This is a genomic window from gamma proteobacterium symbiont of Axiagastus rosmarus (assembly GCF_059730925.1).
In genome coordinates this window covers 2,777,369-2,793,034 of the sequence record NZ_AP035925.1, presented here as the reverse complement: position 1 = coordinate 2,793,034, position 15,666 = coordinate 2,777,369, and the positions used below count along the sequence as shown (strand labels likewise).

Below are 15,666 nucleotides of genomic sequence, written 5' to 3'. Positions count from 1 at the left end.
TTATTGCGCTGGAATCTCACTCATATGTTCAAGTTTCGTTCTCTGTTTACCCCGTTCCTGCTGCTACTGGTGTTATTCACGCCGGCGCTCAGCTATGCGGATGACAACGCCGCGCCCGCGCAGCAGGAAGAAGACGCGGCACCGAAGGTCAATCCGGCGGTTGAACTGCCGAAGATGCAGAAAATCCTCGACAAAATTAAGGGCCAGGTGTCTGGCGATACCAATGAAAACCAGCTCAACCAGCTCAATGAGATGGCGCTGGAGCTGTCAGGTAATGCGGAAACCCTCGGCCAGGCGCTGATTCCGCAGCGTCAGCAGCTGGATGCGCAGCTGGCGGTGCTCGGCCCGGCGCCGAAGGCGGACAGCGGCGTGAAAGAGACGCCGGAAGTGACGCGCAAACGCGCCGCGCTGGAGAATCAGAAGGGCAAACTGGATGATCAGATCAAGCAGGCCGACGGCATCAAAAACGGGGCGCTGGTGCTATCCTCGCAGATCGTCAACCTGCGGCGCGATCAGCTGAAAAGCCAGCTGGCGCTCAACTCCGGCAGTATTTTAGGGCCACGCTTCTGGTCACCGCTGTTCAGCCGTCAGGACCTGGATGGCGAAAAAATTGGCGACTTTATCAGCGAGCTGCAGGATACCGCCGCGCTGTCGTGGGAGCCGGGCTGGCGCGTGGGCACGGTCGGCTGGCTGCTGGCGGCGCTGCTGGTGATGACGCTGGGCCGGCGTTACAGCGAAGAGTTTCTGGCGTGGGTCAGCATTCACAAACTGCCGGAAGGGCGGCTGCGCCGCAGCTTCCTCGCGGCGGCGATTGCGCTGACCACGCTGGCGGCCGTGGTGCTGACCTTTAATTTTCTCTCGCTGGCGTTTGTGCGCCGCGATGAAGTGTCCAGTGACGTGCAGGATTTTATCAGCCGTCTGGTGCAGCTCAGCGTTTACTGCGGACTGATCGCCGGTCTCGGCCGCGCATTTCTGTCAACGCGCCGCCCGAGCTGGCGTCTGCCGAGCATCTCCAGTGAAGTGGCGCTGGCGCTGAAGCCGTTCCCGCCGATTACCGCCGCGCTGGTGTTTATCTTCCAGACCGCCGAGTCGTTTAACTACACGGTCGGCACCAGCCTGAACACCACCATTTTTGCTAACGGCCTGACGGCGCTGCTGATTGGCAGCACCGGGCTGGCGATCAGCATGCGCACCAATCGCGTGCGTCGTCGCATGGCGCAGGCCGGCAATCCGCCGGAAGCGCGTCCCACAGTCGTCGGCCTGGTGCAGCTGGCGCTGACGGTCACCGCCGTGGCGATTCTGGTTTCGCTGATTGTCGGCTACGTCACGCTGGCGCGCTTCCTCAGCTATGAAGTGATCTGGTGCGGCATCCTGTTTGGCTCGTTCTACTTCCTCAGTCATCTGATCAACGACGGTTGTGAAAGCCTGTTCTCCACCAACAACGCGACCGGCAAGCGGTTGCAGACCTCGCTGAATATTGACGAGCGCTACCTGCAGCAGGCCGCAACGCTGCTCAGCGCCGTAGGTAAAACTCTGCTGGTGGCGTTTGTCGCGCTGGCGCTGCTCAACGGCACGTTTGCCTCGTCCACGCCGATTGAGCTGATCCAGAAAGTCATTGAGTTCTGGGGTGGCAAAGGGCTGGAGTCGCTCAACATTGTGCCGGCGCACATGGTGAACGCCATTCTGTGTCTGGTGGTGGGTATCTACGTGCTGCGCTCGGTGCGGCGCTGGCTGGACAAAGAGTTCCTGCCGAAGACCACCATGGACATCGGCATGCGCGTGTCGCTGGTGACGCTGTTCAGCAATATCGGCTACGTGCTGATTATCCTGCTGACGCTGTCGATTATGGGGCTGCAGTGGAACAAGCTGGCGTGGATCGTCAGCGCCCTGTCGGTGGGTATCGGTTTCGGCTTACAGGAGATTGTGAAGAACTTCATCTCCGGTCTGATCCTGCTGACCGAGCGTCCGGTGAAGGTCGGCGATCTGGTGAGCATCAGCGGCATTGAAGGGGATATTCGTCGTATTAACGTGCGTGCGACTGAGATTCAGCTGGGCGATAAATCCACGGTGATTGTGCCGAACTCGCAGCTGATTTCGCAGAACGTGCGTAACGCCACCATGGGCAATGCGCAGGGCGTGGTGACGATTCAGCTGACCTTCCCGCTGGATATCGATCCGGTGCAGGTGCGCGAGCTGTTGCTGGACGTGTACCGCGAGAACGAGCGTATTCTCGAAACGCCGGAGCCGTCAGTTTCGTTTAAAGATTTGACGCCGGCCGGCATTGTGCTGAGCGTGACCGGCAACGTCGCCAGCCAGCGCCAGATTTCCGGTGCGAAAAGCGATCTGCTGTTCGATATCCTGACGCGCCTGCGCAAAGAGGGCATCGTGCTGTCGACGCCACAGACCATGATCATCGAACGCCGCGCGCTGCCGGCGACGGCACAGGAGCAATCCGATCCATTACCGTGACAACGGTTTGGTTCATAATCGCACGCGGTGGTGAATCCAGGTCGGCATCAATGCCGACCCGACGGTTGTAGGGTGGCCATTTATGGCCACCGGGACAGCGTTAATTCCTTCAGGCTTTCACCGCCCAGCCTTTTTGCTTACTGGTTTTCCCGATGCCCGGGTTAAAGGTATTGGTCGGATCGAGCTGGCGGTAAAACGCCTGCAGCTGAGGTTTGGCCGCATACAGATGGCCAACGTTATGCTCTGCCGGATACTCCGCGCCGCGCGCCGCGAGGATCGCCAGCATCTTCTCCTTCAGCGCATGGGCATCTACGCCTTTCTTCACAATGTAATCCTGATGGAACACATGGCAGAAGAAGTGGCCGTAGTAAAGGCGATGAATCAGATCGTTATCAAACTCCGGCGGCAGGCGCTCAAACCACTCCTGATCATTGCGGCGCAGCGCAATGTCCAGCGCCAGAATATCCTCTACTTCGTCAGCGTGCACCGCGTGATAGCGCACGGCGGCACCGGCTGCGGCAAAACGATGCAGAAAGGCGTGCGCGCCCTCTTTGGCGTCGCAGGCAAAGAACTCACCGCCGCCTTCGCGGAAATACTCCTGCAGATACGCCTGCGCTTCGGCCACGCCGTCGCCGGACATCTTCAGCATCAGGTGGTGCTCGTATTTGTCACGATACTGCTTCAGGCGCTTCGGCAGGTGCGCCGGGAACCAGCGGCTGATGCGTTGCAGCAGGCGATCGGTCAGGTGCGGCTTAACGAAGCTCAGCTTGCTAAGCCAGGCATCCACCCGGCCTTTGAGGGTGAAAAACAGCGGCATCTTGTCGGTGCCGAGTTTATCAATCATCACAAAGGTGTCTTTGCCGTAGACCTCGGCGATGTCGAAAATATCGCGGTGCATGTACTCACCGGCGACCGGTAAATGGGTAAACTCCGCCAGTATGTGGCGACGCAGTTCGCCGAGCGTCGCCGGGTCGTTGGTGCCAATGTAAAACACCTGCTGCTTCGGCTCGGTGGGGAAAGTGTCGAGCCGCACGGCAAACACCGCCAGTTTGCCGGCGCAGCCTGACGCTTCAAACAGGCGCCGCTGGTCGGCGTTGAAACGCGCCGGCGTATCGGCATGAATGTCCCGCACCCGCTCGGCGTATTCGTGGTCGGACGCGTGACGCGCATCCCAGCGCACATCATCCGGCTGCCAGCGCTCGTCGTCCAGCCGGCCGAGAATCTCTTCCGGCGAATGACCGAGGTCGATGCCCAGATGGTTGACCAGCCGGAGCTTGCCGTCGGCGTCCACCTGCGCAAACAGCGCCATTTCGCTGTAGGCCGGGCCGCGTTTGATCAGCGAGCCGCCGGAGTTATTGCAGATGCCGCCCAGCACCGAGGCGCCGATGCACGAGGAGCCAATCACCGAGTGCGGCTCGCGCCCGAGCGGTTTAAGGGTTTTCTCCAGCTGATACAGCGTGCTGCCGGGGAAGGCGAGAATCTGCCTGCCGCCGTCGATCAGCTGCAGTTTGTCGAGACGCAGGGTACTGATGATCACCACCGGGCGATCGTAATCGTTGCCGTTGGGCGTTGAACCTTCGGTCAGGCCGGTATTGGCGGCCTGCATCAGCACGATGGCATCGGCCTGTACCAGCGCCTGCAGCACGCGCCATAGCTCCAGCAGCGAGCCGGGGAAAACCACCGCCAGCGCATCGCCCTCGCCGGAACGGAAACCCTTACGATAGCGCGCGGTCTGCTCTGCGTCGGTCAGCAGCTGTGATGCGCCGACCAGACGGCGCAGCTCGGACAGCAGGGCAGGGTGTGAGGTGTTGTTATTCATTAGCCTATCCTTGTCGTTAACGTGGCGTTTCTACTGTAGCACGCGTCGGCCACGGGGGCGCAGTGTGACAATGGCGGCTACCTGCTATCCTCATCTTGTGGCACACTGCCCCGGTTATTTCGATATTGCGCAGTTACTTAAGAGAACCCGACCTGATGAAATGGATTTACTCTGTTAGCCTCGCTGTTTCCCTTGCCGTGCAACCCGCGTTTGCGGACGATCTGTTCGGCCCCCATCCAATGACGGAACAGGCGCGTGACGCCTTTGTTAATCAGCTGCTGAGCAAAATGACGCTGGATGAAAAGATTGGGCAAATGCGCCTGATCAGCGTCGGTCCGGATACGCCAAAAGAGGCGATTCGCGACATGATTCAGCACGGCCAGGTCGGGGCGATTTTCAATACGGTAACGCGTCCGGATATCCGCGCCATGCAGGATCAGGTCATGCAGCTCAGCCGCCTGAAGGTGCCGCTGTTCTTTGCTTATGACGTGGTGCACGGCCAGCGCACCATTTTCCCGATTCCGCTCGGCCTCGCCGCCAGCTGGGATCTGCAAGCCGTTAGCGAAGTGGGACGCATCTCCGCCTATGAAGCGGCAGACGACGGCCTCAACATGACCTGGGCGCCGATGGTGGATGTGTCGCGCGAACCGCGCTGGGGCCGCGGCTCTGAAGGATTTGGCGAGGATACCTATCTCACCTCGCAGATGGGCAGTGCGATGGTCAAAGCCATGCAGGGCAAGAGCGCCGCCGACCGCTACGCCATCATGACCAGCGTTAAGCACTTTGCAGCTTACGGCGCAGTGGAAGGCGGTCGTGATTACAACACCGTTGACATGAGTCCGCAGCGCCTGTTTCAGGATTATCTGCCGCCGTATAAAGCTTCGCTGGATGCCGGCAGCGGCGGCGTGATGGTGGCGCTCAACTCGCTGAACGGCACGCCGGCCACCGCCGACAGCTGGCTGCTGAAAGATATTCTGCGCAACGACTGGAAATTCAAAGGCATCACCATCAGCGATCACGGTGCCATTAAAGAGTTAATCAAACACGGCGTCGCCAGCGATCCGCAGGATGCCGTGCGCATTGCGCTGAAATCCGGCATCGACATGAGTATGAGCGACGAGTATTACAGCAAATACCTGCCGGGACTGGTGAAAAGCGGCGCGGTGAGCATGGCGGAAATCGACGATGCGGCCCGTCATGTGCTCAACGTTAAATATGACATGGGCCTGTTCAACGACCCGTACAGCCATCTCGGTCCGAAAGGCAGCGATCCGCAGGACACCAATGCGGAAAGCCGCCTGCACCGGGCGGAAGCGCGCGACGTGGCGCGCCGCAGTATGGTGCTGCTGAAAAACTGGCATGAAACCCTGCCGCTGAAGAAAGAGGCCACCGTGGCGCTGGTGGGACCGCTGGCCGATAGCCAGCGCGATATCATGGGCAGCTGGTCGGCTGCGGGCGTGGCGAAGCAATCTGTCTCGCTGCTGCAGGGCATGCGCAGCGCCATGGCCGGCAAAGGCACCGTGCTGTATGCCAAAGGGGCCAATATTTCCGATAACAAAGGTATCCAGAACTTCCTCAACCTGTATGAGCAGGCGGTTAGCGTCGATGCCCGTTCGCCACAGCAGTTGATTGACGAAGCGGTCGCGCAGGCGAAAAAAGCGGACGTGGTAGTGGCGGCAGTGGGCGAGGCGCAGGGCATGGCGCATGAAGCGTCGAGCCGCAGCGACCTGGTGATTCCGCCGAGCCAGCAGAAGCTGCTGGCGGCCCTTAAAGCCACCGGGAAACCGCTGGTGATTGTGCTGATGAATGGCCGTCCGCTGGCGCTGGTGAATGAGGACCGCATGGCGGATGCGATGCTGGAGACCTGGTTCAGCGGTACCGAAGGCGGTAACGCCATCGCCGATGTGCTGTTCGGTGATTACAACCCATCGGGCAAACTGCCGGTGTCATTCCCGCGCTCGGTCGGGCAGATTCCGATTTATTACAATCATTTGCCAACCGGCCGTCCGTACAATTTCGAGAAGCCGAACAAGTACACTTCGCACTACTACGACGCGGTCAACGGTCCGCTCTATCCGTTTGGTTACGGTTTGAGCTATACCCAGTTCAGTGTGTCACCGGTGAAGATGTCTGCACCGACCATGCCGCGTAACGGCACGGTCGAAGCCAGCGTGACGGTGACGAATACCGGCAAACGCGATGGTGCCACGGTGGTGCAGCTGTACCTGAACGATCCGGTTGCCAGTATCAGCCGTCCGGTGCAGGAGCTGCGCGGCTTCCAGCGCATCATGCTGAAGGCCGGCGAGTCGCAGACCGTGCGCTTTAAGATTGATGTCGATGCGCTGAAGTTCTGGAATCAGAAGATGCAGCACGTCGCCGAGCCGGGCAAATTCAACGTGATGATCGGTCTGGATTCGGTCAGAACCCAGGATGCGCAGTTTGATTATTTGTGAGTCTCAGGGTCAGCATAAATGCTGACCCTACAGGTTATGCTGTCGTAGCATTCCGGGGGCGGCATTAACCTGTACATGTTATGCTGGCGTGACATTGTAGGGTCGGCATTCATGCCGACCAGCTTAACCAGCCTGACGCGTCAATATGATGAATCTCCGCCACCGCATCGAACAGCAGGTCTTTCGCCTTAACGGCCTGTCGCTCAACGAGTTTGACATCTCTCAACCGCCGGGCGATCCCGGCCTGTTCGGCCCTGACCACATCATCTGGCAGGTGCACGGCGACTTTCCCGCGATGCTGTGCGGCGGCATCAGCGCGCTGATGCTACAGATGCTGCATCCGGCGGCGCTGGCGGGCGTGTGGGATCACTCCAGTTTCCGCCAGGACATGCTCGGCCGGTTGCGGCGCACCAGCCAGTTCATCGCGGTCACCACCTTCGGCAACACCGCCGATGCGCATACCCTGATTGAGCGGGTCAAACGCATCCATCTGCGCGTCACCGGCATCGATAACACCGGCAAACCTTATGCCGCCAGCGATCCGCATCTGCTCACCTGGGTGCACGTTGCAGAAACCAGCCGCTTCCTGGCCGCGCATCTGCGCTACAAAAATCCACAGCTCAGCCTCGCCGATCGCGATCGTTATTACGCCGAAGCGGCGCGGGTGGCGGAAGCGCTTGGTGCGCAGCAGGTGCCGAAAAGCGTAGAGGCGGTTGAGGCCTATTTACAGGCGATGCGGGCAGAGCTGGTTTACGATGCGCGTACTCACGAAGTGATGCAGCTGCTGCTTAACGCGCCGGCACCCAGCTGGCAGGCGAAACCGGCAATGCGCGTCATGCTGCGGGCGGGCTGTGGTCTGCTGCCCGACTGGGCGCAACAGCTGATGCAACAGCCGATCGGCCCAGTGACGCAATGGCGGATTGATAAGCAGATCGCGTTGATTGCCGCCCTGTTGCGCTGGTCAATCAAGCGTGGCGCCTGGGCGCGTGCCATGCAGCGCATGGGGCGCGATCCGCGTTACAGGTGAAATTCATCCTGCTTGCTGGTGTAGCTACGCGGCGTGCGCGCCTCGCGTTTCAGCAGGAGCTGGCGCTGCTGATAGTGATGCAGCAGCATGCCCAGGCCAACGCCCAGTAGCGCCAGCGGCACCAGCGTGTAGTAGATATCCAGCGGCAGCAGCACCAGCAGCGCGATGGCACCGACGATCAGCGTCAGGGCTGCCATCACCCACGTATAGCGGACAAACAGCCACAGCAGCAGGGCGAGAATCACGATTTCGCGCAGATTGAGATCGAGGGTTTGCAGCACCATGACGACAGCTCCGCAACAGAAGAGTGCGCTGACAATAGCATGCGAAGCGGTAAAAGAATCGCAAAAAAATCTGAAGCTTCGCCGCCGCTGCCCCCGCCATTCTTAAGCCGGGCTGAACGATGGCCTGGCGCACTTTGAGAGTTTTACCCTTGTGTCACATGGCGCGAGTGCCGATCCTGCTCTATTCTCGGGGAAAATGGATCCCTCCAGGCATTGTCGAGGCGTTATGACACACCAACCTCTGATTGCTGAGGTGCCGAATCAGCAACACACTTTAACCGCCATCGTCGAACAGGATGCGCGTACCGCCTATTTTTATATCTGGCCGAACGACCTGTTCCGCAGTCAGTACGCCGTGCGCGGCTGCTGGTTGCGCAATCTGCTGCCGGCACCGGCGCAGGAAGATCGCGAAGCGATGGAGCAGGGTATTGCGCCGCTGCTCAGCGCCAGCTATTGCCGCACGCTGGAAGCGGAGCCGATGCTCGATCCGGCCGGCCTGCAGATTCTGTGGGAGCCCAGCGACGACGGTGCCGCGCTGTGGTATTACGGCCAGCTGCTGGCGGTAATCCCCGGCTGGAGCCTGTATCAGGACAAGCAGGTCAGCTTCTCGGCGGGCTGCATCAAAGAGAACCGTCTCACCGCGCCGCTCGGTTCAGCCTCCACCAACGATTACTACGCGCGCGCCGAACAGCAGCGTCATTTCTGGCGTGACTGGCACGATGGCCAGCAGTGGGATCGCGTGCAGAGCGAGCTGCTGCAGCGTTACCAGGCGCAGTTTGGTGAGTCGGTAAAATATTACGCCATCGATCAGGGCAACTGGCCGCCGATGGCGATTTCGCAGCACTGGCATAACGGCATATGGTATTTCTTCACGCTCGGCATGAGTATCCGGCCGATGCCGCAGGTGGATTACCTGTTTGATGAGCTGGCACCGCAGTACCGGCGTGTAGAGCTGGCGATGGCGGTGGATGGCGAAGTGATGACCGAGGCCAACGCGGTACAGATGGCCAGCGCGCTGGCGGAGTTTGCTCATCTGCCGTGGGCGCGGCTGACGTGGATTGGCGAAGGGCACACGCTGGCGTCGGAAGTTGCGCCGGTCGGCTTTGAAAGCTTCCTGCTGGCCAACGGGCTGGCGGGCGAAAACGCGCAACTGCGGCTGCCGAAGCGCGACGGCGATCGGCCCAATCTGCTGTGGGCGACGCCGATCACCGAAGCCGAGCGGCTGTTTGCCCAGGCGGACGATCGCGGCGGCCAGCAGCTGCTGCAGCGTTTGCTGGCGCAGGGCAGCGATCATGTATTCCGTCCGCGCCAGGAAGTGGTGGAGTCCGCACCGTAGTGCCTGCCGAAAAAGCCCCGACATACCCCTCTGGCAGCGACCAGGCGGGTATTAAGCGGATGCTTCCCGTTCCAGCCATGCGACAAAGCGGTTTAGCGACGATGATTTATCCACGTCAGGCGCAATTAACGCCACGTAGCGGCTTCCCTTCGCCTCAACAGCTAACGGGGTGACAAGCCGGTTGCCCTGCAAATCATGTCCCAGCATTTGTATTCCACCGATACCCACACCGACGCCATCAATAATCGCCTGCAGGCTGATATAATTGTGTTCGAATCGCTGAAAACGTTCCGGACGCACCTCGCCGACGCCAGCCTGCTTCATCCACCGTTCCCACTCGCCTGACCGCGTACTGGATAACACGACAACGTGGGTCGCCAGGTCTGCAGGGGTGTCCAGCGCTTTTGTGGCTAACAGTTTCGGCGCGGCAATCAGGGTGAGTTTTTCCTCAAATAACGCTTTCTTCTCAAAGTAACGCCATTCAGGTTTGTTCAGCGCATCCCGGCGAATCAATACGTCAAAGCCAGATAGCCCTTTCACCTCCGAACTGTTTGAGGTGGATACCGAGATTTCAATGTCAGGATATTGGCTATGGAATGCCGGCAGGCGCGGGATCAACCAGTGCATCGCAAAGGTGGTTTGCGCATTGACGCGTATCGTGCGGGTGTTGGGTGTTTTGCCAAAGCGCACCGCAGCATCGCTGATGATGTCAAAAGCGGTGCTGATCTCTGCGGCAAAAGCCCGGGCATGTTCCGCCGCCACGCTGCGTTGTCCCTGGCGTTCAAATAACGGTTGCCCCAGCCACGCTTCAAGCACTTTGATCTGGCGGCTAACGGCACCGTGAGTCATCCCTAATTCCTCAGCCGCGTCACTCAGGCTGTTGGCGTGCGCGGCCGTTTCGAACAGCCGCAATGCATTCAACGGCGGCAGGTTACGTTTTTTCATCTGTGACTTTTAGTATCAGTGGTGGGCAATATTTATCGATATTATGATCGAATCGCCCTCATTAAGATGCGTGCTTTGCCGTTGAAAATGAGGAAAGTCAGTGGGTGATTATCTCTTTGTGACGCTGATCGCGATCCTCTCCGGGGCGCTGAGTGGCATCATCGGCACCGGTTCTTCGTTACTGCTGCTGCCGCTGATGGTCAGCAATTTCGGCCCCAGAGTGGCGATGCCAGTCGCGCATCGCGGTCTGGTGGCGTGAAATCGACTGGCGCGCCACTCTGGCCTATAGTCTTCCTGGCGTGCCAGCTGCGTCGTTAGGCGCGCATGTGCTGCTCTCTTTACCCGCCTGGATCATTGATGGCGCGCTGGGTCTGTTTTTCTGGGTGATGATTTTGGTCAGACGCAACCTGAAAAACAGTCACTGGACACTCTCGATAAAGCAGTTAGGGCTTTGTGGTGGATTCGTGGGTTTTCTGACCGGACTGGTTCTCTCCACCGGACCGGTGAGCGTGCTGATTTTTACCGCCTATGGATTGAGCCGTGGCGCGTTTATTGGCACGGAAGCATCGAGCGCCTTGCTGTTATATTTCAGCAAGGTCAGTACGTTCGCCTTCCAGCAGGCGCTCTCAATGCAGGTTGTGCTCACCGGTGTGTTAGTGGGCAGTGGCATTATGCTGGGCACCCTGAGCACGAAGGTGATAGTCCAGAGACTGTCAGTCACACAATTTGCCGTGCTGATAGATGCCATTCTGTTTATTTCCGGCGCAGGATTGATCGTTAATGCCTGGTCAGGAGCACCATGAAATTAATCTTTATCACCCTTGAAATAATTTAAACGTAGCGGGTCAGCCCAATCAGCATCGCAACGATAAGTCATAGTTGCAATAGGCAACGAATACTTTTCGCGCGATGCTGTGATGAGTCAGTTATGCAAGGTTCAGGTACGCAGGAAACAGACCTGTCAGATGATGACTACGCCGATTTTTGTGCATTCATCATAATGTGATGCGCCCCGGCACGAGCATAGATACACCGGTTCGTGAAAGCTTTTGGAGTATTGCTTGATCTCTTCCTGTGCACGGTCAACCGTCAAATTATGGAAAGAGTGATAAAAACCCACACACCAAAATGAGCGCTGCTTAATTTCAGTCTCAATGTAGTGTGATTTAACGATCGAATTCACTTTGGATATGTCGTGCAACATTCCTTTGACTAACGTTGTCGCTTTTATTGCCCGCTTAAATTCAAGGTAGATGTACTGATCCTTGGCAGTATTAGGTTTTCTGAAAATCAAATCGACAAACATGTAAAAACGATTGAGTTTGCTTCTTTGATCAGATTTCGCCTTCAACTCCCTTCTGGTGTGAAAACCCTTCTCATTCAAAAGGAAATATTCAAACTCAATTTGAAACCATTTTTCCCAGTCGTTGTACTCATTGGCCACGACATGGGCAAATCTGGCTTTTACTTCCTTTTTTTTAATAAACTCTAACAGTGATTCCTTTACAAGCTCAAAATCTTTAAATTCACTCATTTCAGATACCATAAATAATAAATGCTGTGTGCCTGCCTGCTGATTAACGTATTACACTTACATTTTCCAGTTTCACCAGGCTTTCCGGCTTATCACCTACCTGCATAGCAACGGTGACGAACACATTGAGATCCTGCAGCCAGGCGAGTCTGACACGGCTACCCGCTTGTCCTGAATCAGTTTGCTGACACTCGACTAAGAGATATTTGCCGCTAAATTCATCCGCAATGCTCTTTGCGTCTCCCATCGAGGTTACCTTGCAGCGTAACCGTGAAGACGTAATTTTCTTATCGGAGTCAATACTTTTCCATTGCGCCTGATATTGTTGACCCGTTACTAGCGGAAAACGCAGATCCGTCTGCAACTTATTAAGGAGTGATGCGCCTGTGCTGATGGACATGGTGAACTTAAGCTGCAACTGATTAGCCAGCGTCAAACGTTGCACCTTCCAGATACCGTAATCTTCCAGCTTACGTACATAACCATTTGGCTGTGCATCCAGCTGCACTTCAACCTTACCGAGCGTGCTTACTTCGGTATAACGGATTTGTTTGAAGCGTGGCAGCGCCCAGGGTTTAATCAGTGCTTGTGCCTGCCGTTCAATTTCAGCAGAAAGAGAATACTTATCCAGCCACTGCGAATTATTTTTACTCAGGTCTGGCATTAATGGCCCCATCAACGTGGATGCTGGCTTATTCGCAGCGGACACAAAATGTCCTTCAGCGGTAAACTTTTTTCCTGCGGGTAACTGGCAGAGCTGATCGAAACGTTGTGTCATCTGAGTATCAATTTTGAAGCTACTTTTGCGGCGAACAAGATCAGCAGTGATGAGTGAATCTGTAACGCGCCCCTCGCTGTCGAAATTCATGGCAGCAATTACAGCACCCTGATGGGTTTTACAGTTGTACAGGTAGTGTTCTGTTTTTAATCCCAGCGGCGCATCGTAAGGCGGTTCCCAGATGATATCTGCGTAATCATATCCCAGACGAACCGATAAAATATCGCCAGTGTGTTGAATGCTATTCACATCGACCAGTTTGGTGGTGCCGATTTCAGACGTGGCTGATAACTTTTCCCACTGAGCCTCTTTTATGGGGAGTTTGCACACCTTGTGAATATCGTCTGCGGTAATTTGCTGATCATCCTGTGCAGGCGCATACCGGAGATAGCTGTTACCGTAATAACGAGCGATGGTAAAGCCCTTATCATTTAACAGATCCTTATACAGGAGCTGTGCTTTGCCCTGTTTGCAATCAATCGACCGCCATTGTTGCGCCGTTTTTCCGTTATTGAAGTTTAACGACACCATGAAATTTACCCGATCGTGGATGCGGGTAACGGAAAAGGGATTCGTGATGACACCTGTTAATTCGGGCATATCTGCAGCCTGGACGCAAGAAAACGGCAGGAGAGACAGCAAAGAAAGCAGACGAATTAAAGAGCGTACGAAGTACATATATGGTCCTTCATATATTGATTAAGAAGTTCATGTATCGGCATCTTGCAGCAAATTTTTAGGCTCTGTGCGTGGGCAGCTTAGAAATGCACTATACGTGGGGCGAGTACGTCCGCTGTTAGCACAACACAACGGAACCAGCGCTTGCGCCACATTCCCTTTCAGGACAATTCCGGACGGCGAACTGAAGGCCGAAAGCCTGGCGTAGCGACTGGCACAGAAGTTAACACCAGAGCGGTCAGAAAGGGGGCAGGGTAAGGCCAGTGACAATAAGCGCTCTTATGATCATGTTATTCAATCAGTTAACCATTTTGTGATCTTGCGCACCTCAAGTTCTTCTGTAACAAGCCGTTAACCTCGATCAGGCAACTCGCCACACCAGGGTAAGGGCACACCGATGTTAAAAACCACACAATCCCGTTTCACCGCGACCTTAGTCGCATTCTTCGTTGTTCTTATGCTGGTCACCGTCCTGGTGATCAACCAGTTCATCGCGCCACAGCTTAGCCAGAACGAAAGCCGGCTGGTGCGCTATGAGGTGGATGGTCTCGCCGGACGTATCGTCGAGCAGATGAACCGCGTGCAGGCGCAGCAGCGTGCGATTACCGAAGCGGCGGGCGTGATGGACAGCGCCGCCATTGATACGCTGCTGCCGGCGCTGGTTAACCAGTATCAGGACAGCAACGTGTTCGGCGGCGGTATCTGGCCGTTACCTAACCGGCGCGATCCGGCGAAAGAGAAAGACAGCTCGTTCTTTGCGCGTAACGCCAGCAACCAGCTGCAGGTCAACACCTACTGGAACTCCGATGCTGCCGACAAATACTGGGAGCAGTCGTGGTACAAAGACGGCATGGCCGCCGAGAAGGGCCAGTGCGCGTGGGCGAAGGCTTATCAGGATGCCGCCAGCCCGCAGCCGCGCACCAACTGCGCGATGGCGATTTACCGTAACGGCACTGTCTGGGGCGTCTCAACCATTGACGTCACGCTCGGCTTTTTCAACCAGCTGGCGCAGCAGATGGGTGAGGCGATTCATGGCCGCGTACTGATTGTCGAAGCGGACGGCAAAGTGGTCGGCAATGCCGCGCTGCTGGAGGGTACGCCGAAGCTGGAAAATCTGGCTGATACCCAGCTGCCAATGGCGGCGGCGCTGAAAGGGCTGCTGGCACAGGCCGGTTCTCAGCCGTCGCAAACCACCTTCAGCGGAGAAGATGGTGAGCACACGCTGTTCCTGCAGGCCATTCCCGGCAGCCCATGGTATCTGGCCAGCGACGTGCCGTCCGCGCTGTTGGATGCGCAGACGCACAGCATGCTGACCCGTCTCGGCCTGGTCCAGATCCCGCTGGCGATTCTGCTGCTGCTGGTGCTGCTTGGCTTTGTCCGCGCGATGATGAAACGCCTGAATCTGCTGCATCAAAATATCGAAGCGCTGTCGACCGGTGGTGCGGATCTGACGCAGCGTCTGCCGGCCAGCAATAGCCCGGAATTCAATGCTGTGGCGCAAAGCTTTAACCAGTTCATCGCCCATTTGCAGGGGCTGATGCGCCAGGTGGGCGACAGCGCACTGGCGATTACCGCGGCTTCACGCGAAATTGCCAGCGGCAACGCCGATCTCTCGGCTCGGACGGAATCGCAGGCGAGTTCCATTGTGCAAACCGCCGCGTCGATGGAAGAGCTGACCGGCACGGTGCGCCAGAACGCCGACAACGCCACGCACGCCAACCAACTGGCAGATGGCGCGTCCCAGGTGGCGGCGCGCGGCAGTGAAGTGGTGCGTCAGGTGGTCAGCACCATGGGCGAAATCCATCACTCCTCGCGTAAGGTGGTGGATATCATCAGCGTCATCGACAGCATCGCCTTCCAGACCAACATTCTGGCGCTCAACGCGGCGGTAGAAGCGGCGCGCGCCGGTGAACAGGGTCGCGGGTTTGCCGTGGTGGCTTCGGAGGTACGCAATCTGGCGCAGCGTTCCGCCAACTCGGCGCGCGAAATCAAGAAGCTGATTGAAGAGTCGGTGGCCAATATCGACACCGGCAGCCAGCTGGTGGAGCAGGCCGGACAAACCATGGACGAGCTGATGCAGGGCGTCAGCAGCGTCACAACGCTGATGAGCGAAATCATGTCCGCCAGCCGCGAGCAGAGCATGGGGATCGAACAGGTGAACGTGGCGATTACCCAGCTTGACGGCAGCACCCAGCAGAACGCGGCGCTGGTGGAGCAGGTCTCGGCAGCGGCGCGCGCCATGGAAGAGCAGAGCGTGCAGCTTGAGCAGGTGGTGCACGGCTTCAAACTGTAATTCATCCCGTCAGAAAGCACAGCGGCGCGTTTTTTGCGCCGCTGTCACGC

General features: G+C 57.4%; 12 protein-coding genes. 7 read left to right on the top strand and 5 right to left on the bottom strand.

Annotated features, from left to right (window positions below; genetic code table 11):
- The first annotated feature begins 24 nt into the window (after positions 1-24).
- On the top strand, positions 25-2,469 hold the full coding sequence (locus tag AC6I8F_RS13110) for a DUF3772 domain-containing protein (protein ID WP_498028104.1): 2,445 nt from the start codon (positions 25-27) through the stop codon (positions 2,467-2,469).
- Between the two features lie 109 nt (positions 2,470-2,578).
- Here the strand turns inward: AC6I8F_RS13110 and dld are convergent, their stop codons facing one another.
- On the bottom strand, positions 2,579-4,288 hold the full coding sequence (gene dld / locus AC6I8F_RS13105; RefSeq protein ID WP_498028103.1) for a D-lactate dehydrogenase: 1,710 nt from the start codon (positions 4,286-4,288) through the stop codon (positions 2,579-2,581).
- Positions 4,289-4,443: 155 nt separating this feature from the next.
- Between dld and bglX the strand changes: the two genes are divergently transcribed.
- Together bglX and AC6I8F_RS13095 are read left to right on the top strand one after the other, a co-directional pair.
- Positions 4,444-6,741, top strand: a complete 2,298-nt coding sequence (gene bglX, locus AC6I8F_RS13100; RefSeq protein ID WP_031279874.1) for a beta-glucosidase BglX — start codon at positions 4,444-4,446, stop codon at positions 6,739-6,741.
- Positions 6,742-6,886: 145 nt separating this feature from the next.
- On the top strand, positions 6,887-7,768 hold the full coding sequence (locus AC6I8F_RS13095; RefSeq protein WP_141496528.1) for an oxygenase MpaB family protein: 882 nt from the start codon (positions 6,887-6,889) through the stop codon (positions 7,766-7,768).
- Here the strand turns inward: AC6I8F_RS13095 and AC6I8F_RS13090 are convergent.
- Entirely contained in the window at positions 7,759-8,052 is a 294-nt protein-coding gene (locus tag AC6I8F_RS13090; RefSeq protein ID WP_058757834.1) for a hypothetical protein, read from the bottom strand. The two genes, AC6I8F_RS13095 and AC6I8F_RS13090, sit on opposite strands and share 10 nt — an antisense overlap.
- 226 nt (positions 8,053-8,278) lie before the next feature.
- On the opposite strand from AC6I8F_RS13090, the gene AC6I8F_RS13085 reads away from it, so the two are divergent.
- Entirely contained in the window at positions 8,279-9,388 is a 1,110-nt protein-coding gene (locus AC6I8F_RS13085; protein WP_166709811.1) for a suppressor of fused domain protein, read from the top strand.
- 51 nt (positions 9,389-9,439) lie between these two features.
- Here the strand turns inward: AC6I8F_RS13085 and AC6I8F_RS13080 are convergent, their stop codons facing one another.
- Positions 9,440-10,333, bottom strand: coding sequence for a LysR substrate-binding domain-containing protein (locus tag AC6I8F_RS13080; RefSeq protein WP_282954257.1), 894 nt, complete (start codon positions 10,331-10,333; stop codon positions 9,440-9,442).
- Positions 10,334-10,433: 100 nt separating this feature from the next.
- Between AC6I8F_RS13080 and AC6I8F_RS13075 the strand changes: the two genes are divergently transcribed.
- Positions 10,434-10,592, top strand: coding sequence for a hypothetical protein (locus AC6I8F_RS13075; RefSeq protein WP_498028102.1), 159 nt, complete (start codon positions 10,434-10,436; stop codon positions 10,590-10,592).
- Positions 10,593-10,632: 40 nt separating this feature from the next.
- Positions 10,633-11,136, top strand: coding sequence for a TSUP family transporter (locus AC6I8F_RS13070; RefSeq protein ID WP_498028101.1), 504 nt, complete (start codon positions 10,633-10,635; stop codon positions 11,134-11,136).
- A gap of 158 nt (positions 11,137-11,294) precedes the next feature.
- On the opposite strand, the gene AC6I8F_RS13065 is transcribed toward AC6I8F_RS13070, so the two are convergent.
- Both AC6I8F_RS13065 and AC6I8F_RS13060 read right to left on the bottom strand, forming a co-directional pair.
- Positions 11,295-11,867, bottom strand: coding sequence for a hypothetical protein (locus AC6I8F_RS13065; RefSeq protein ID WP_152391209.1), 573 nt, complete (start codon positions 11,865-11,867; stop codon positions 11,295-11,297).
- A gap of 43 nt (positions 11,868-11,910) precedes the next feature.
- A complete protein-coding gene (locus AC6I8F_RS13060) occupies positions 11,911-13,323 on the bottom strand; it encodes a hypothetical protein (protein WP_498028100.1) in 1,413 nt (470 codons plus the stop codon).
- Positions 13,324-13,720: 397 nt separating this feature from the next.
- Between AC6I8F_RS13060 and AC6I8F_RS13055 the strand changes: the two genes are divergently transcribed.
- A complete protein-coding gene (locus AC6I8F_RS13055; RefSeq protein ID WP_498028099.1) occupies positions 13,721-15,616 on the top strand; it encodes a methyl-accepting chemotaxis protein in 1,896 nt (631 codons plus the stop codon).
- The last annotated feature ends 50 nt before the right edge of the window (positions 15,617-15,666 follow it).